The following is a 16,573-nucleotide window of genomic DNA, read 5'->3' on the forward strand; positions in this document are numbered from 1 at the left end:
ATGCTTTCAAGGACCTCCAACATGCAAGACAACCTGACCTGGTGGCGCGGCGGCGTCATCTACCAGATCTACCCGCGCAGTTTCATGGATGCCAACGGCGACGGCATCGGCGACCTCAAGGGCATCACCGACAAGCTCGACTATGTCGCCTCGCTGGGCGTCGACGGCATCTGGCTGTCGCCCTTCTTCACCTCGCCGATGCTCGACTTCGGTTATGACGTCAGCGATTATCGCGACGTCGACCCGATGTTCGGCACCCTGGGGGATTTCAAGGCCCTGCTCGCCCGAGCCCATGAGCTGGGCCTCAAGGTGATGATCGACCAGGTGATCAGCCACTCGTCCGACCAGCATCCCTGGTTCCAGGAGAGCCGCCAGAACCGCACCAACGCCCGCGCCGACTGGTACGTGTGGGCCGACCCCAAGCCGGACGGCACGCCGCCCAACAACTGGCTGTCGATCTTCGGCGGGCCGGCCTGGACCTTCGATTCGCGTCGGCGTCAGTACTACCTGCACAACTTCCTGACCAGCCAACCGGACCTCAACTTCCACAACCCCGAGGTCCGCCAGGCGAACCTGGACAACATGCGCTTCTGGCTGGAGCTGGGCGTCGACGGCTTCCGCCTGGACACGGTCAACTTCTACTTCCACGACGCCGAGCTGCGCGACAACCCGCCGGTGCCGGCCGGCAAGGCCAAGACCCTGGGGGCACCGGACAGCAATCCCTACACCTGGCAGCGCCACGTCTATGACCTGAGCCGCCCCGAGAACCTCGACTTCCTCAAGGACCTGCGTGCCCTGATGGATGAGTTCCCCGGCACCACCACGGTGGGCGAGATCGGCGACGACAATCCGCTCCAGCGCATGGCCGAGTACACGGCCGGCGGCGACAAGCTGCACATGGCCTATACCTTCGACCTGCTCAACGACCCGCACTCGCCGGCCTATATCCGCGAGGTGATGGAGCGCTTCCAGCGGCTGGCCGGCGACGCCTGGCCGTGCTGGGCGCTGTCCAATCACGACGTGGTGCGCAGTGCCACCCGCTGGGGCCAGGGCGAAGATCCCGTGGCCTACCCCAAGGTGGCGCTGGCCCTGCTCTTCTCGCTGCGCGGCAGCGTCTGCCTCTACCAGGGCGAGGAGCTCGGCCTGCCCGAGGCCGAGGTGCCCTTCGAGCGCATCCAGGACCCCTACGGCAAGGTGCTGTGGCCGGAGTTCAAGGGTCGCGATGGCTGCCGCACCCCCATGCCCTGGACCGACAGTGCCCAGGGCGGCTTCACCGCCGGTGATGTGGAACCCTGGCTGCCGGTGGTGCCTCGGCACCTGCCGCTGGCCGTCGAGTGCCAGGAAAAGGCCCAGGAGTCGATCCTCAATGCGACGCGGCAGATGCTGGCCTTCCGGCGCGCCCACCCGGCGCTGGTCGATGGCGCCCTCGAGCTGGTCGACGTCGGCGACGACCTGCTCGGCTTTATCCGCGAGGGGCATGGCGAACGGCTGCTGTGCGTCTTCAACCTCGGCGCGGAGAGCCTGAGCACGACGCTACCGCAGCCCGGCATCCCGCTCCAGGGCCATGGCTTCGCGTCGCGCCTCGATAACGACACCTTGACGCTGGCGCCCTATCAGGCCGCCTATCTCCAGCTCGATACCTGACACACCACACAAGAATGCCGGCCTCGCGGCCGGCAAGGAGTCGCAAGATGGCAAGCGTGACCCTGGAAAAGCTCAACAAGACCTTCGGCCACACCCATATCATCAAGGACGTCGACCTCAAGGTCGCCGACGGCGAATTCGTGGTCTTCGTCGGGCCCTCCGGCTGCGGCAAGTCGACCCTGCTGAGGCTGATCGCCGGCCTGGAATCGATCACCGACGGCGAGCTGAAGATCGCCGACGGCGTGGTCAACGACCTGCCACCGCGCGAGCGCGGCGTGGGCATGGTCTTCCAGTCCTACGCCCTCTATCCGCACATGACGGTCTACGAGAACATGGCCTTCGGCCTCAAGCTGGCCAAGATGGCCAACGAGACGGTGGACGACCGGGTGATGGCCACGGCCCGCATCCTGCAGCTCGAGGAGCTGCTGCACCGCAAGCCCAAGGAGCTCTCCGGCGGCCAGCGCCAGCGGGTGGCCATGGGCCGCGCCATGGCCCGCGAACCGCGCATCCTGCTGTTCGACGAGCCGCTGTCCAACCTGGATGCCTCGCTGCGCGTGCAGATGCGCAACGAGATCGCCCGCCTGCACTACCGCCTGGGTTCGACCATGATCTACGTCACCCACGACCAGGTGGAAGCCATGACCCTGGCCGACAAGATCGTGGTGCTGCGCGACGGCCGCATCGAGCAGGTCGGCAGCCCCCAGACCCTCTACCAGCAGCCGGCAACGAAGTTCGTGGCGGGCTTCATCGGCTCGCCGACCATGAACTTCATGCCGGCCGAGCTGATGCATAAGACCGTCAGCGGCAGCAACGAGGGCTGCCGGGTAACGGCGCCGGGCCTGGGCGAACTCGCCCTGCCCCAGGATGCCAGCGGCGAGAGCAAGGGCGCCAGCCTGTCGCTGGGCGTGCGCCCCGAACACCTGCGCCTCGACGAGGCCCACGGCGACAACAGCTTCGAGATCGTCAACATCGAGTACCTGGGCAACGAGGTCTATGTCTACCTCGAACCCAAGGTCGGCGAGACCCTGCTGATCCATCGCAGCGAGGCACCCAGCCGCTGGACACTCGGTCAGCGCGTGGCGCTGGTGCCCGACCTGGAGCACGTTCACCTCTTCAACGGCCAGGACCAGGCATTGACCGTCAAGACCACGCGAGCCGTGGCCTGACGGCCATATCGGCGTCCGCCGGTGACCCCTTTACCGCCGACGCCGCAGCGTTACCCGGCAAGGGGCTTCCCGACCGGGAAGCCCCCTGCCTCGTCAATGGCCCGAGCATCGAGCAGGCGACCTGCCGGGCGGCAACGACAAGACCCAGCCGGAGAACCCGTCGTTGCCGGCCCCTGGCATCGCCATGGCGCTTTGCCATCGATCCACAGGCGCGACGTCGACCGGGATGCCCTGAATCGCTTCAGCCTTCGCGGCGACTTCTCAAACCAAGGTCTAGGTTGCCCCTGTCGAAGATGGGCGACTAGTCTGCAGCAGACTTAAACGTTTAAGTCCTGACTGACATCGACCTCCACAACGACAATCACGGAGAACCTCCCATGACTCACGTTTCGATCCCCCACCAGCGTGCCGGCCATCGCCTGCTCAAGACGGCCACCGGGGCGGCACTGCTGGGGGGCACCTTCCTGGCCGCTCCCCATGTCCTGGCGGAGGAGATCTCCATCGCCTGCGGCACCGGCGATGCCGCCGACTACTGCCCGATCGCCGCCGAGCAGTGGGCCGAGAAGACCGGCAACACCGTTCAGGTCGTCTCCACCCCCAACAGTGCCACCGAGAAGCTGTCGCTCTACCAGCAGCTGCTGGGCAGCGAGTCCAGCGATATCGACGTGCTGATGATCGATATCGTCTGGCCCGGCATGCTCGATGACCACATGGTGGACCTCTCCGAGTACCTGCCCGAGGACGCCACCGACGGCTTCTTCCCGGCGCTGGTCGACAACAACACCGTCGACGGCCGCCTGGTGGCCATGCCCTGGTTCACCGATGCCGGGCTGCTCTATTACCGCAAGGACCTGCTGGAAAAATACGGGCACGAGGTCCCCGAGACCTGGCAGCAGCTGACCGAGATCGCCCGCGAGGTCCAGGCCGCCGAGCGCGCGGCCGGCAACGACGATTTCTGGGGCTTCAGCTTCCAGGGCCGCGCCTACGAGGGCCTGACCACCAACGCCCTGGAGTGGGTGGCGAGCCACGGCGGCGGCACCATCGTCGACGACGAAGGCAACGTCACCATCAACAACCCACGCGCCGCCGCCGCGCTGGACCTGGCCGCCAGCTGGGTCGGCGACATCTCCCCCGAGGGCGCCCTCAACCATACCGAAGAGGAGACCCGCGGGATCTTCCAGTCCGGCAACGCGCTGTTCCTGCGCAACTGGCCCTATGTCTGGTCGCTGGCCAACGGCGAGGACAGCGAGGTGGCCGGCAAGGTCGGCATGGCGCCGCTCCCCCATGGCCCGGAGGGCGAGTCGGTCGCCACCCTGGGCGGCTGGAACTGGGCCGTGTCGCGCTACTCCGAACACCCCGAGCTGGCCGCCGACCTGGTCGCCTTCATCACCTCGAAGGAGCAGCAGAAGGCACACGCCATCCAGATGGGCATGAACCCGACCATCGAGGCGCTCTATCAGGACGAGGAGGTACTGGCCAGCAACCCCTCCATGAGTGAGCTCTACGAGACCCTGGTGGGCGGCGTGTCGCGTCCCGCCACGGTGACCGGCGACGCCTACGCGCGGGTCTCCAACGCCTTCTTCAACCGCGTCCACTCGGTGCTCTCCGGTGACCTCGACGGCGAAGCCGCCGTGCAGCAGCTCGAGGGCGAGCTGCGCCGCCTCAGCCGCCGCTGGTAAGCCGGCTTCCCGCTCACCCACGACCCAGGGAGGGCCACCAGGCCCTCCGCCACTTCGGGAGGTATTCATGACCCTGTCCCAGCAACGCCCGAACGACCGAACCGACTGGTGGCGCGGCGCCACTATCTACCAGATCTACCCGCGCAGCTTCCTGGATGCCAACGGTGACGGCATCGGCGATCTCAAGGGCATCACCGCACGGCTCGACCATGTGGCGAGCCTCAATGTCGATGCCATCTGGCTGTCGCCCTTCTTCACCTCGCCGATGGACGACTTCGGCTACGACGTGGCCGACTATTGCGATGTCGACCCCATGTTCGGCACCCTGGACGACTTCCGTGCGCTGGTCGAGCGCGCCCATGAACTGGGCCTGCGGGTGATCATCGACCAGGTGCTCTCCCACAGCTCCGACCAGCACCCCTGGTTTCAGGAGAGCCGCCAGGACCGCACCAACCCCAAGGCCGACTGGTACGTCTGGGCCGACCCCAGGCCCGACGGCACCCCGCCCAACAACTGGATGGCCGCCTTCAGCGGCCGCGCCTGGACCTTCGACGCCCGGCGCCGCCAGTACTACCTGCACAACTTCCTGCCCAGCCAGCCGGACCTCAACTTCCATAACCCCGAGGTGCAGCAGGCCCAGCTCGACAACCTGCGCTTCTGGCTGGAGCTCGGCGTCGACGGCTTCCGCTTCGACGTGGTCAACTACTACTTCCACGACCCCGCGCTGACCGACAACCCGCCCATGCCCCGCGAACGGGTACAGCCCGGCAACCCCCAGAGCTACCAGTTCCAGCAGCACAACATCGAGCAGCCGGAGAACCTGCCCTACCTGGAGCGCATCCGTGCCCTGCTCGACGAGTACCCGGGCTCCACCACCGTGGGCGAGATCGCCGGCAACGACCAGCTGCCGACCATGGCCGCCTATACTCAGGGTGAGTCGCGATTGCATATGGCCTACACCTTCGACCTGCTGGGCTCCACGGGCGACGCCGCCGAGCTGCACGACGTGCTGGCGCGCTTCCGGGAGCTCGGCGAGGACACCTGGCCGTGCTGGGCACTCTCCAACCACGACGTCGAGCGCAGCGCCACCAGCTGGGGCGAGGAGCGCGCCCTGCTGGCACTGACCGTGCTCTGCTCGCTGCGCGGTAGCCTGTGCCTCTACCAGGGCGAGGAGCTCGGCCTGCCCGAGGCCGAACTGGCCTATGAGGACCTCCAGGACCCCTTCGGCATCAACCTCTGGCCCGAGGTCAAGGGCCGCGATGGCTGCCGGACGCCGATGGTCTGGGAGGATGCACCGAACGGCGGCTTCTGCCCGGAGGGCGTGCCCCCCTGGCTACCGGTCTTCGCGCGCCACCGGCCCCTGGCCGTGGAACGCCAGGACCAGGCGCCCGACAGCCTGCTGAATCGGGTACGCCAGCTGCTGAAGCTGCGCGCCGACAGCGATACCCTGCGCCAGGGCGAGCAGCAATTGATCGCCCCCGAGGCGCTGCCCGAGGACGTCTTCGGGGTGGTACGCCAGTCGGGCGGACAACGCCTGCTGTGCCTGGCCCATCTCGGCCAAGAGGGTGCGGCACGGGTGCGACTCGACGACCTGGTGCCCGGCGCCAATGGCTGGTCGAGCCTGGCGCTGCCGGGCATGGCCACGCCGCAGCTGGAGGGCCGCGAGCTGGGCCTCGAACCCGGCCAGGCGACCTGGCTGGCCATCACCTGAGCCACCAGCGGTCGGCGGCTGCCTCGGCGCCGTCCGACCGACTGGCCCCTCGCCCCTCGATACGCTATGCTAGGCTGCTAACTAAATCGTTAAAGCTAACCACCCGGAGCCGAGTCGTCCTGTGTCCCCCCCACGCCGTACCACCCTCAAGGACCTGGCGCGCGAGCTCGGTGTCTCCACGGCGACCATCTCCAACGCCTTCAATCGCCCCGACCAGCTCTCGCCGGCCCTGCGCGAGCGCATCCTCGGCGAGGCAAAGCGGCTGGGCTACCGGGGTCCCGATGCCAAGGCGCGCAGCCTGCGTACCGGCCGCTCACGGATCATCGCGGTGGTGCTCGCCGAGAGCCTCACCTACAGCATCAACGATCCAGTGGCCAGCGAACTGCTGTCCGGCATCGCCGAGGTGCTGGATGCCCATGGCCATACCCTGCTGCTGCTCTCGGGTCGCCAGCACGTCTCCCAAGTGCCCGGCTCGGCGAGCATCGCCGACGGCTTCATCGCCTACGGCCTGATGCCGCCAAGCCTGATGGTCTCGGCCGACCTGCCCGCCCAGCGCCCCCTGGTGGCCATCGACTTCAGCCCTGCAGGCTACCCCACCGTGCATATCGACAACGAACCGGCCAGCTACATGATCGCCCGGTATGCCCTGCGCACCCCGGCGCGCCGGCCGGCGCTCGTCAGTCTCCGGCTCACCGCCGAGCCCTGCAATGGCCGCATCACCGAGGAGCACACCCTGCTCCCTCCCGAGAGCAGCATCACCCGTTCACGATTGGCAGGTTTCCATCGGGCCCTCGAGGAACGGGGTTTCACACCCTCGGACGCGCCCATGTGGAATATCGAGGAGAATACCTTCGAGGTATGCGCCCCGGTGCTCGAGGAGATCCTCGACCTGCCCGACGACGAGCGACCCGACCTGCTGCTGTGCATGTCGGATCGCATCGCCCTCACCGCCCTCACCCTGGCCGAGCAGCGCGGCCTGCGCATCCCCGAGGACCTGCGCCTCACCGGCTTCGACGGCATTGCCGAGGGCCAGTACCGGGCCCCGCGGTTGACCACGGTGCGCCAGGACAGCGTCGAGAAGGGCCGCATCGCCGCGCGCATGATCCTCGGCCTGGCGCCCTCCGAGTCGACCCTGCTGCCCACCACGCTGATCGTCGGCGACACCGCGCCCTGAGGTTGGCCGGCCCCTGCTTGCCGGCGCTTGCACCTTGCTTGCACAGTGCCTGACCAATGGCTGCATCGCCTTCGGCGATGCTGTGGTCTCCGTTCTTCCGTCTCGAGTCGCCCATGAGCCCCCGCCTCCCCCGTCCCGCCGTGTCCCGCCTGGGCATCAAGCTGTTCGTGATCATCCTGGTGGTCAACGTGGTCATCTCGGTGCTGGTCTTCCTGGCGGTGTCACGCAGCCTCGACCGCGGCTTCATCGAATACCTCGACACCACCCAGACCAACCGCGCCGAGACCCTGGCCGAGGGCCTCGGTGAGGAGTGGGCCCGGCGCGGCGACTGGCAGTGGTTGCGCGCATCTCCCTCCGCCTGGCACCGGCTGGTCCGTCAGCAGCTATGGCCGGGCGAAGGGCCGCCGCCCCAGGGCTTCGAGCGCCGCCTGGGCGATGCCAGTAACTTCGTGCTCCACGACGCCCGCGGCCTGCCGGTGATCGGCCTGCCCCCGGCGCCGCCCGACGAGCATGCCCCACCCCCCGAACTACGCTGGCTGCCCATCGAATACGACGGCGAGCGGGTCGGCACCCTGGGCTATCGTCCCCCCGAGCAGCTGATGGCGCGCATGGACCGCATCTTCCTGGCGCGTCAGCAGCGCAACCTGACGATCATTGTCGGCTCCCTGGGCATCGCCTCGCTGCTGCTGGCCGGTGGTCTCTCCTGGTGGCTCGGCCGGCGCACCCGCAGCATGGCGCTGGCCACCCGGCGCCTCACCGAGGGCGACTACAGCATCCGCCTGCCCGAGCGGGGCCGCGACGAGCTCTCGCGGCTGGCCCACGACTTCAACGTCCTGGCCGGCACCCTGGAGGCCAGCCGAGCGGCGCGCTCCCGCTGGGTCTCCGACATCGCCCACGAGCTGCGCACCCCGCTCGCCGTGCTGCGTGGCGAGATCGAGGCGATGCAGGACGGCATCCGAGCCCTGGACCAGGACAACCTCCACTCCCTCTCCCAGGAGGTGGGCCAGCTCGAGCGCCTGGTGGCCGACCTGCGGCTGCTCTCCCAGAGCGACGCCGGCGCCCTCGAGGTCCAGCTCGCCCCCCTGGATCTGGCCGAGAGCCTCGCAAGCCGGCTGGAGGAAGCCCACGGCTGGCTCGACGACAGCGGCATCACCCTCGAGACCGAGATCTCCGGCAAGGCCTGGATCCGCGGCGACATCCAGCGCCTGCGCCAATTGTGGAACAACCTGCTCGACAACACCTGCGCCTACACGCACGCCCCCGGCCGGCTCCGGGTGAGCGTGCAGCCACTGACGGACAGGGTCCGGGTGACCTGGGAGGACAGCGCACCGGGCGTACCGCCACCGGAACTGCCGCGGCTGACCGAGCGACTCTACCGGGTCGAAGGCTCGCGCAGCCGCGCCAGCGGCGGCAGCGGTCTGGGGCTCTCCATCGCCACCGCGCTGGTCAAGGCCCATGGCGGACGCATGATGGCCTCGCCATCGTCGCTCGGTGGGTTATGCTGGATACTGGAGTTTCCGGCACTCGACGCCCCGGGATTCAGGGAGAAACATGCATGAACCACCACGACACCCCACCGGACACCATCCTGATCGTCGAGGACGAGCCCAAGATCGCCCGGCTGGTGGCCGACTACCTGGAGGGCAACGGCTTCGCCACCCGGCACCTCGACCATGGCGATGCGGTGCTGCCCTGGCTCGAACACGCCAGGGAGGACAACGCAGCACCCGACCTGGTGTTGCTCGACCTGATGCTGCCGGGCACCGACGGCCTGACCCTGTGCCGCGAGATCCGCCAGCGCTGGCCGCGGCTGCCGGTGATCATGCTCACCGCACGGGTCGAGGAGGTGGACCGCCTGCTGGGCCTCGAACTCGGCGCCGACGACTACATCTGCAAGCCCTTCAGCCCGCGGGAAGTCGTGGCCAGGGTCAAGGCGGTGCTGCGCCGCAGCCGGGCGGCCCTGGCCCCCGCCACCACGACCGGCAGTGACCTGGTGCTTGACGACGATGGCTGGCGGGCACTGGCCGACGGCCAGGACCTGGGCCTGACCGCGGTGGAGTTCCAGCTGCTGCGGGTGATGATGCACGCCCCCGGCCGGATCTTCTCCCGCGACCAGTTGATGGATCACATGTACCGCGACCACCGCATCGTCTCCGAGCGCACCGTGGACAGCCACATCAAGAAGCTGCGCAAGAAGATCGGCGAGGTATGGCCGGAGCGGGAGATCATTCGCTCGGTCTATGGCGTGGGCTACAAGTACCAGCCGGAGGAGTAGCCGGCCGCCCGGCCCCGGGCGGCCGATGCACGGCCTTTGCACCTTCGCTGCATGCCCCTTGCACGGCGGCGGGCGAGACTGCCATTGTCAACTCAAGCCCTTCCAGGAGTGCCACCATGAACATCTCCCTCTCCCGCAAGCTGCTGCTGCCCGCCCTGCTCGCCGTCGCCATCGCCCCGCTGGCGCTTTCCGCCACCGCCGGCCCCCAAGGTGAAGGGCGCCCGGCCGGGTACGAGCAGTACCAGGAACAGCGCGAGGCCAAGCGCCAGGCGCTGTTCGAGCGCGCCGGCCTCGACGAGGCCACCCGCGAGGCCCTGGAAGAAGCCCACAACGAACACCGTCAGGCCATGCGCGAGCTGCACCGGGAGCACCGTGAGCGCCTCGATGGAATCCTCGACGAGGAGCAGCGCGAGGCCCTCGCGGAGGCGCGCCGCGAGATGCACGAGGAGCATCGCAGCGAGTGGCGCGAGAGCCGTCGCGCCGCCATGCAGGAGCGCCTCGAGGCGCTGGTCGACGGCTGGGAGCTCAGCGACGAGGAGCGCGAGGCCCTGCGCGAGGCCCGCGAGTCGATCTACGCCGACCTCGAGGCGCTACGTGGCCGGGACTTCGACTCCCGGGAAGAGCGTCGCACCGCCATGCGGGAAATGCGTGAACAGCACCAGGCCAGTCTGGCCGAACTGCTCAGCGATGAGCAGCTCGAGGAGCTCAAGGCCGCCTTGAAGCCGCACGGCGGAAAGGCCCATGGCAAGCGCCACGGCCATTACCACCACGACCATCACTGGGGTGACGACAAGCACGCTGAAAAGGATGAGGACCGCAACGACTGACCTGCCCGGCGCTTCCTGCGTTCGCCCCGGCCCGACCTCCGTGTCGGGCCTTTTCGTGTGCCGACGCCGCCAGTTGTATGACACGCCCGGCAGCCAGAAGACGATGCCGGGGAAATTGTGTTGTAGAGGATCGCCACGACCACCAGCAGCCTGGCACTCCCCGGGCCGGCTGCCACCCTGCCTCCAACCCAGGGTTGCAGCCGACAGCAGAAGCGCGTATTTTATTTGAACGATCAATCAATAAAAATCATTATGCCGACCATTCATCCCGTCTCATGTCCAGCGGCGACATTCGAGGGTCCGGGGCTAGCCAAGGCGTACCGATTGACGTTATTTTGATTGTGCGTTCAATCAAAATAACGTTCCAGCACCTTCGAACGCCCGCACGACAGCCCTGCCCACCCGTTGCCCGACGGCGTGAGACTCGACATCAACAACATTCAGGGAGTCAGCCCCATGGCGCATGACATTACCCACCCCGAACGACGGGATCGTCTCAATCCGGCCGTGTTCCACGGTTCGGTTGCCGGCATCCTGGTCTTCCTCGTACTGACCATGCTCTTCACCGAGCAGGCCGGTGCCTTCTTCGATGCCGGCCTGGCCTGGGTCAGCGAGACCTTCGGCTGGTACTACATGCTGGCGGTCGTGGCCTACCTGGTCTTCGTGATCGCCATCGGCGCCTCGCGCTTCGGCAGCATCCGCCTCGGCCCCGACCACTCGCGGCCGGAATTCTCGCTGCTCTCCTGGTCGGCGATGCTGTTCGCCGCCGGCATCGGCATCGACCTGCTGTTCTTCAGCGTCGCCGAGCCGGTGGCCCACTACCTGGCGCCGCCGGACATGACCCCGGAGAGCCAGGAGGCGATGCGCGCCGCCGTGGTCCAGACCTTCATGCACTGGGGGCTCTCCGGCTGGGGACTCTACGTGCTGATGGGCATGGCCCTGGCCTACTTCAGCTATCGTCATCGCCTGCCGCTGGCCATCCGCAGCGCCCTCTATCCCCTGCTCGGCAAGCGCATCCACGGCCCCATCGGCAATGCCGTGGACATCACCGCGGTGATCTCCACGGTATTCGGCATCGCCACCAGCCTGGGCATCGGCGTGATGCAGCTCAACTACGGCCTCGCCTACATGTTCGACGTGCCGGAAAGCCTCTCGGTGCAGGTCATCCTGATCGCCCTGGTGGTAGTGCTGGCGACGATCTCGGTGGTCAGCGGCGTGGAGAAGGGCATCCGCCGCCTCTCCGAGTTCAACATGCTGCTGGCACTGGCGCTGCTGCTGTTCGTGCTCTTCCAGGGCCACACCCTGAAGCTGCTCGACATGGTGGTGAACAATGCCGGCGACTACTTCTCGGGCTTCGTGGCCAAGAGCTTCGACACCTACGCCTTCGCCGGCGACGCGGCCAACGAGTGGAAGATGTGGTGGACGATCTTCTTCTGGGGCTGGTGGATCGCCTGGACGCCCTTCGTCGGCCTGTTCCTGGCGCGCATATCCCGTGGGCGTACCATCCGCGAGTTCGTCGCCGGTGCCCTGTTCATTCCGCTGGCCTTCATGATGGTGTGGATGTCGGTGTTCGGTAACAGCGGCATCGACCTGGTCGCCAATCAGGGTATCGTCGAGCTCGGCGAACAGGCGCTGAACACGCCGCAGACCACCATGTACACCCTGCTCGAGCACTACCCCTGGGTCGGACTCACCGCCGCCGTGGTCACGGTGCTGGGCATCGTCTTCTTCGTCACCTCGGCGGACTCCGGCGCCCTGGTGCTGGCCAACTTCACCTCGATCCTGTCCGACGTGAACCACGACGCCCCGGTGCGCCTGCGCATCTTCTGGTCGGTGGTGATCGGCCTGATCACCGTCGCCCTGCTGATGGCCGGCGGCCTGGCCGCCCTGCAGAGCGCCGTGGTGATCACCGCCCTGCCCTTCTCGCTGGTGATCTTCGCGATCATGGTCGGCATGTACAAGGCACTGAAGCTGGAGGGTCGAAAGGCCGATGCCCGTCGTCGCGTCTCCGGCACCGCCCCGGGCGGCGACTGGCGCGAGCGCCTCGACCGCGCCCTGGACACCTCGACCCGGGCCGGCGCCGCCGCCACCATCGAGCACGCCATCCACCCGGCGCTGACGCAGTTCGCCCAGGAGCTGGAGAGCCGCGGCCAGGAGGCCACGGTGACCGAGGAGCCGCTCGAGGGCGAGCCCCTGCCGAGCCTGACCCTGCAGGTGCAACTGGAGAATGCCGCCAGCTTCGTCTATCAGGTCTGCCCGCACCGCATGCGTACGCCGAGCTTCCTGCCGGTGGATGACGACTACTATGTGCGGCTGGACGTCTACCTGGCCGAGGGCGGCACCGGCCAGGACCTCAACGGTTATACCCGCGGCCAGGTGATCGGTGACGTGCTCTCGGAGTACGAGCGCCACCTGCACTTCCTGGCGCTGACCGACGAGGGCGGCAACGTCCAGGCCATGCCCGGCGCCGTGGGCGAACCACCCGTCGAGGCCACCCAGGCCTGAGCCGCGGCTCGTTCCCTCCTGCGATAACGGCGACGCCCCCGGGCGTCGCCGTCTGTCGTCAGGGACGCGGCAACTGCCTGTGACCAGGCGTCCTCTCCGACCACACCCAGGGCGTGATCTGGCTGGGACACAGTAGGGTATCTTCATCGGCGACTGATTGGCAGCATCGCACGAGACACTGCCAGGCCTCGACTAGACTGAGAGCCATCTACCGCTCATGGAGCGAAACGACTATGAGTAACCGATTCATCGAGGTCATCACCGACTATCCCACCACCGAGGAAGAGTACGTCCTGCTGCTGCATCTCGACCAGATCGCGCAGATTCGTCCCGAGATCGAGGCGGAAAACGAGCCGCGCCACGAGCCGGTGGCCGTGGTCACCCTGACCAGCGGCGAGATGGTGATCCTCAAGAACAGCTTCAAGAGTGTGGTCAAGCGGCTCTCCGAGGCGAAGATGGTGATGCGGCCCTGAGCGCTCGCCCCTGTGGCCTGACGCCCTATCTCCAACAAGCGCAGCGGGGGCTCACCGGCTATCGCCATGAACAAGGCAATTGCCGGTGAGCGGGCGTCCTCTCCGGCCCCCGCACCGCTTGGGTGCATGACGCCCCACGGCGACGCTCAGGCGTCGCCGTGTACAGGCAGCAGGCCCTCATCCACCCTTGCTGATCTCAAGCCTCGGCGACATTGATGATCATCATGGGGATCGAAAGGTGGTGCAGGACATCCTCGGTCACGCTGCCTTCAAGCAACCGCTTCACGCCAGCACGTCCGTGGCTCGCCATGGCCACCAGCGCCACATGCTGCAGTTTGGCGAGTTCCACGATTTCCTCGGCCGGCTTGCCGAAGTGGATGGCGACCGAGACGTCGTACCCCTTCGATCTCAGGTCAGTGATGTCATCCTCCAATTCACGACGAAGCTTCTCCTCGAAGGAGCTCCATTCCGTGTCCCGGAAGATGGGATGAGGATCCGCTTCCTGGTCCAATGTCGTCACGACACCATAGGGCCCCAGGATCATCGGCCGAGAGGTGACGTTGCTCAAGTCGAACTGGCTGGAGGGCACCGGGGCGGCCCGCAACAGGAGAATCTCATAGCTATCGGGGCTGAAGAATTCACACACCGGCAGAAGAATCTTGCGGCTGACGTCCGAACCGTCCATCGGAATGAGGATCTTTCGCTTGTCCATCGTGCCTGCCCTATACATGAAAAGGTGGTGATGATAATCGCTTACACGCTCTATCGATTACCTTAGCCCATGGCCCGGATCCGCACACTGCCCGCTGCTGAGCCGCCGCAAGCACAGGGGAAGGATTATTCCTCGTCACACGAGGGGCCTGCCCTCTACCTGACGTCACAGCGACAAGAGGGGGCGACGCGCGCGTCGCCCCCTCTTGTCGTTCAGGCCTCGCCGATCATTTGCCTTGCAAGGTGGCGATCAGCCGCCGCGCACCGCCACGGTCGCGATGCTCGCCGAGCCAGAGGCCCTGCCAGGTCCCCAGCGCCAGGCGGCCGCCGCGCACCGCCAGGGTCAACTGGGTACCGAGCAGGCTGGCGCAGATATGGGCCGGCATGTCGTCGGGGCCCTCCAGGGTATGGCGAAAATACGGCAGGTCGCCGGGAATCCGCTCGCGCAGGAAGGCATCCAGGTCGTGGCGCACGTCCGGGTCGGCATTCTCGTTGAGCGTCAGCGACGCCGAGGTGTGCAGCAGCTGCAGGTGCAGCAGCCCCGTCGACACCTCCCGCAACCCGGGCAGACCGTCGACGACCTCGTCGGTGATCAGGTGAAAGCCGCGCGAGCGCGGCGTCAGTCGCAGTTCCTGCTGCATCCACATGGCGGACTCCTCCCGTTCGGACAGCCTGTATCGCCATCCTAACAGGCCGGAAGTCTGGCAGAGAGTGCCGCAACGTCGACGCGACGTGCGGCACAAGAGGGATCATGGCAACGGGTCGGTCAGTTGCGTGGGTCATCCGCCGGGTCTAGGTACTCGATGCCCCAGGGCCCCGTGCCGTGGAGCTGGATGACGGTCTCGCCCTCGGCGTAGCCGAACATGGGATCCCCCGGCGACATGATGGCGTAGCCGCCCACCGGCAGCGCCTGGGTGGCGTCGGGATCGAAGCTCTCGCCATGGGCGAAGTGCAGGGTGCCCTCGAGCACCGTGACCCGCTCATAGGCCGGGTGGACGTGGGGCTTGATCTCGTAGCCGTCATCGAGACGGATACGCAGGGTGAAGGGCTCCTCCTCAGCCAGGTTGCCCTCGATGATGGCAATTTCCGCGCCCTCGCCCATGGAACCCACCGGCCCCCACTCGAGCGCGTCGGGGGTGCCGATCAGGTGCCCGTCGCCCTGGTAGGTGTCGGCCTGCAGGGCGCCGCCGGCGGCGGCCAGGATGAGCCCCAGGGTGATGGCAGTGGTAGTGAGCGTGTTGTGCATGATCATGCTCCTCTCGAGTGTGCATGTGAGGGGCACGGCACGGGTGCCGTGTTCGCCGAGGACGCGGGCACCACTGCAATTGTTCCCATCCCCACCGGTGGCATCCGCTGGGAACCATCGCGCCGCTTGCCGCGTCCCTGCCGTACCGCTTGCCTACGCCAGCCGGGCGGCCCATGCTCGAAGGAGCCCCTTATGCCCCTCGCCCATCCAGTCACCCTGCCCTCGCTGCCATGGTGCCCCACCCAGGCCGCGGAGGAGACGAGGCCGACCATGAGCGATCGCCATGCCGATCCGCGGCAGTGGTTCGAAGCTCGCCTGGAGCCGCTCCTCGACCGGCTCTACGGCACGGCCCTGCGCCTGACCCGCGACCCGGATGACGCCGAGGACATCGTCGCCGATGCGGTGGGCAAGGCCTGGCGGCGCCTCGACGAGCTGCGCGACCCGTCGCGCTTCGACGCCTGGCTATTCCATATCCTCACCAACACCTTCATCAGCGAGTGGCGTCGGCGGCAGAGCCGCCCCCGGCCCCCGAGCGGCACCGAGCCGCCGTCCCCGGACGACCTCGACGCCGGCGACTTCACCCTCTTCCAACAACTGCATCAGCCCTTCCTGCTCTGGTGGGGCAGCCTGGAGGAGCAGTTCTTCAACAGCCTGCTGCAGGAAGACCTGCAACGCGCCCTGGATGCCCTCCCCGCCCCCTTCCGGGTGGCGATTGTGCTGGTCGAGGTGCAGGGCTATACGTATGAGGAGGTGTCGCGCCTGCTCGGGATTCCGCTGGGCACGGTCCGTTCGCGGCTGAGCCGGGCACGCTCCCTGCTGCAGAAGGCGCTCTGGGAGCAGGCCAGGGAAGCCGGCGTGACCTCCTGCCACCCGGGACAGGGAGGGCAGCGATCATGAGCACCAGAGAGCCGAGCTGCGAGGAGGTCATCGAGCGGCTCTTCGACTATCTCGACCGGGAGCTGGATCACCTGCAGGCGGCCGATATCGAGCGACACCTGAGTCGGTGCCGCGACTGCTTCACACGCGCCGAATTCGAGAAACGACTCCGGGCCAGGGTGGAAGCCGCCGGCACGGTGAAGGCCCCGCCGCGCCTGCGCCACCGTATCCGCGATCTGCTCGACCGGTTCGACGACCAGGCGGATGTCCCTGACCCGTGAGGAGA

The 16,573-nt window shown here is 67.3% G+C and carries 15 protein-coding genes; 12 read left to right on the top strand and 3 right to left on the bottom strand.

The annotated features are described in order from the left end of the window. The first annotated feature begins 21 nt into the window (after positions 1 to 21). From CR157_RS04410 to CR157_RS04455, 10 genes are all read left to right on the top strand, one after another. A complete protein-coding gene (locus tag CR157_RS04410; RefSeq protein WP_110282294.1) occupies positions 22 to 1,644 on the top strand; it encodes an alpha-glucosidase in 1,623 nt (540 codons plus the stop codon). A 47-nt stretch (positions 1,645 to 1,691) separates the two neighbouring features. Then, a complete protein-coding gene (locus CR157_RS04415) occupies positions 1,692 to 2,810 on the top strand; it encodes an ABC transporter ATP-binding protein (RefSeq protein ID WP_110282295.1) in 1,119 nt (372 codons plus the stop codon). Between the two features lie 419 nt (positions 2,811 to 3,229). Next, on the top strand, positions 3,230 to 4,489 hold the full coding sequence (locus tag CR157_RS04420) for an ABC transporter substrate-binding protein (protein ID WP_373681009.1): 1,260 nt from the start codon (positions 3,230 to 3,232) through the stop codon (positions 4,487 to 4,489). Between the two features lie 67 nt (positions 4,490 to 4,556). Further along, positions 4,557 to 6,200 (top strand): alpha-amylase family glycosyl hydrolase, encoded by a 1,644-nt coding sequence (locus CR157_RS04425; RefSeq protein WP_110282297.1) that lies wholly within the window; start codon positions 4,557 to 4,559, stop codon positions 6,198 to 6,200. 121 nt (positions 6,201 to 6,321) lie between these two features. Further along, positions 6,322 to 7,374 (top strand): LacI family DNA-binding transcriptional regulator, encoded by a 1,053-nt coding sequence (locus CR157_RS04430; protein WP_110282298.1) that lies wholly within the window; start codon positions 6,322 to 6,324, stop codon positions 7,372 to 7,374. 113 nt (positions 7,375 to 7,487) lie between these two features. Then, positions 7,488 to 8,933: an ATP-binding protein gene (locus CR157_RS04435; RefSeq protein ID WP_110282299.1), complete on the top strand. Its 1,446-nt coding sequence runs from the start codon at positions 7,488 to 7,490 to the stop codon at positions 8,931 to 8,933. After that, a complete protein-coding gene (locus CR157_RS04440) occupies positions 8,930 to 9,649 on the top strand; it encodes a response regulator (RefSeq protein ID WP_110282300.1) in 720 nt (239 codons plus the stop codon). The genes CR157_RS04435 and CR157_RS04440 overlap by 4 nt, the downstream gene beginning before the upstream one ends. Before the next feature lie 116 nt (positions 9,650 to 9,765). After that, the gene (locus tag CR157_RS22505) at positions 9,766 to 10,476 is read left to right on the top strand and encodes a hypothetical protein (RefSeq protein WP_181421959.1); all 711 of its coding nucleotides are present in this window, start codon (positions 9,766 to 9,768) and stop codon (positions 10,474 to 10,476) included. 456 nt (positions 10,477 to 10,932) lie between these two features. After that, complete coding sequence (gene betT / locus CR157_RS04450) at positions 10,933 to 12,981, top strand: choline BCCT transporter BetT (RefSeq protein WP_110282301.1); 2,049 nt, start codon at positions 10,933 to 10,935, stop codon at positions 12,979 to 12,981. A gap of 233 nt (positions 12,982 to 13,214) precedes the next feature. Next, positions 13,215 to 13,454: a hypothetical protein gene (locus CR157_RS04455; RefSeq protein WP_110282302.1), complete on the top strand. Its 240-nt coding sequence runs from the start codon at positions 13,215 to 13,217 to the stop codon at positions 13,452 to 13,454. A 196-nt stretch (positions 13,455 to 13,650) separates the two neighbouring features. Here CR157_RS04455 and CR157_RS04460 read toward each other — a convergent pair whose 3' ends face one another. The 3 genes from CR157_RS04460 to CR157_RS04470 all read right to left on the bottom strand — a co-directional run bounded on the left by CR157_RS04460 (position 13,651) and on the right by CR157_RS04470 (position 15,411). After that, the gene (locus CR157_RS04460) at positions 13,651 to 14,166 is read right to left on the bottom strand and encodes a universal stress protein (RefSeq protein ID WP_181421960.1); all 516 of its coding nucleotides are present in this window, start codon (positions 14,164 to 14,166) and stop codon (positions 13,651 to 13,653) included. Between the two features lie 226 nt (positions 14,167 to 14,392). Next, a complete protein-coding gene (locus CR157_RS04465; protein WP_110282304.1) occupies positions 14,393 to 14,812 on the bottom strand; it encodes a secondary thiamine-phosphate synthase enzyme YjbQ in 420 nt (139 codons plus the stop codon). A 119-nt stretch (positions 14,813 to 14,931) separates the two neighbouring features. Then, positions 14,932 to 15,411 carry a cupin domain-containing protein gene (locus CR157_RS04470; protein WP_110282827.1) on the bottom strand — a complete coding sequence of 160 codons (480 nt, stop codon included), beginning with the start codon at positions 15,409 to 15,411 and terminating at the stop codon, positions 14,932 to 14,934. A 270-nt stretch (positions 15,412 to 15,681) separates the two neighbouring features. Between CR157_RS04470 and CR157_RS04475 the strand changes: the two genes are divergently transcribed. Both CR157_RS04475 and CR157_RS04480 read left to right on the top strand, forming a co-directional pair. Beyond that, positions 15,682 to 16,308 (top strand): sigma-70 family RNA polymerase sigma factor, encoded by a 627-nt coding sequence (locus CR157_RS04475; protein ID WP_110282828.1) that lies wholly within the window; start codon positions 15,682 to 15,684, stop codon positions 16,306 to 16,308. Beyond that, the gene (locus CR157_RS04480) at positions 16,305 to 16,568 is read left to right on the top strand and encodes an anti-sigma factor family protein (protein WP_110282305.1); all 264 of its coding nucleotides are present in this window, start codon (positions 16,305 to 16,307) and stop codon (positions 16,566 to 16,568) included. Before CR157_RS04475 ends, CR157_RS04480 begins: the two co-directional genes overlap by 4 nt. Positions 16,569 to 16,573: the final 5 nt, after the last annotated feature.

It is taken from the genome of Halomonas sp. LBP4, assembly GCF_003202205.1.
GTDB lineage: Bacteria > Pseudomonadota > Gammaproteobacteria > Pseudomonadales > Halomonadaceae > Halomonas > Halomonas flagellata.

Coding starts and splice junctions, on each gene's coding strand:
- CR157_RS04410 (WP_110282294.1), top strand. CDS start 22: ATGCAAGACAACCTGACCTGGTGGCGCGGCGGCGTCATCTACCAGATC.
- CR157_RS04415 (WP_110282295.1), top strand. CDS start 1,692: ATGGCAAGCGTGACCCTGGAAAAGCTCAACAAGACCTTCGGCCACACC.
- CR157_RS04425 (WP_110282297.1), top strand. CDS start 4,557: ATGACCCTGTCCCAGCAACGCCCGAACGACCGAACCGACTGGTGGCGC.
- CR157_RS04435 (WP_110282299.1), top strand. CDS start 7,488: ATGAGCCCCCGCCTCCCCCGTCCCGCCGTGTCCCGCCTGGGCATCAAG.
- CR157_RS04440 (WP_110282300.1), top strand. CDS start 8,930: ATGAACCACCACGACACCCCACCGGACACCATCCTGATCGTCGAGGAC.
- CR157_RS22505 (WP_181421959.1), top strand. CDS start 9,766: ATGAACATCTCCCTCTCCCGCAAGCTGCTGCTGCCCGCCCTGCTCGCC.
- betT (WP_110282301.1), top strand. CDS start 10,933: ATGGCGCATGACATTACCCACCCCGAACGACGGGATCGTCTCAATCCG.
- CR157_RS04455 (WP_110282302.1), top strand. CDS start 13,215: ATGAGTAACCGATTCATCGAGGTCATCACCGACTATCCCACCACCGAG.
- CR157_RS04460 (WP_181421960.1), bottom strand. CDS start 14,166: ATGGACAAGCGAAAGATCCTCATTCCGATGGACGGTTCGGACGTCAGC.
- CR157_RS04465 (WP_110282304.1), bottom strand. CDS start 14,812: ATGTGGATGCAGCAGGAACTGCGACTGACGCCGCGCTCGCGCGGCTTT.
- CR157_RS04470 (WP_110282827.1), bottom strand. CDS start 15,411: ATGCACAACACGCTCACTACCACTGCCATCACCCTGGGGCTCATCCTG.
- CR157_RS04475 (WP_110282828.1), top strand. CDS start 15,682: ATGAGCGATCGCCATGCCGATCCGCGGCAGTGGTTCGAAGCTCGCCTG.
- CR157_RS04480 (WP_110282305.1), top strand. CDS start 16,305: ATGAGCACCAGAGAGCCGAGCTGCGAGGAGGTCATCGAGCGGCTCTTC.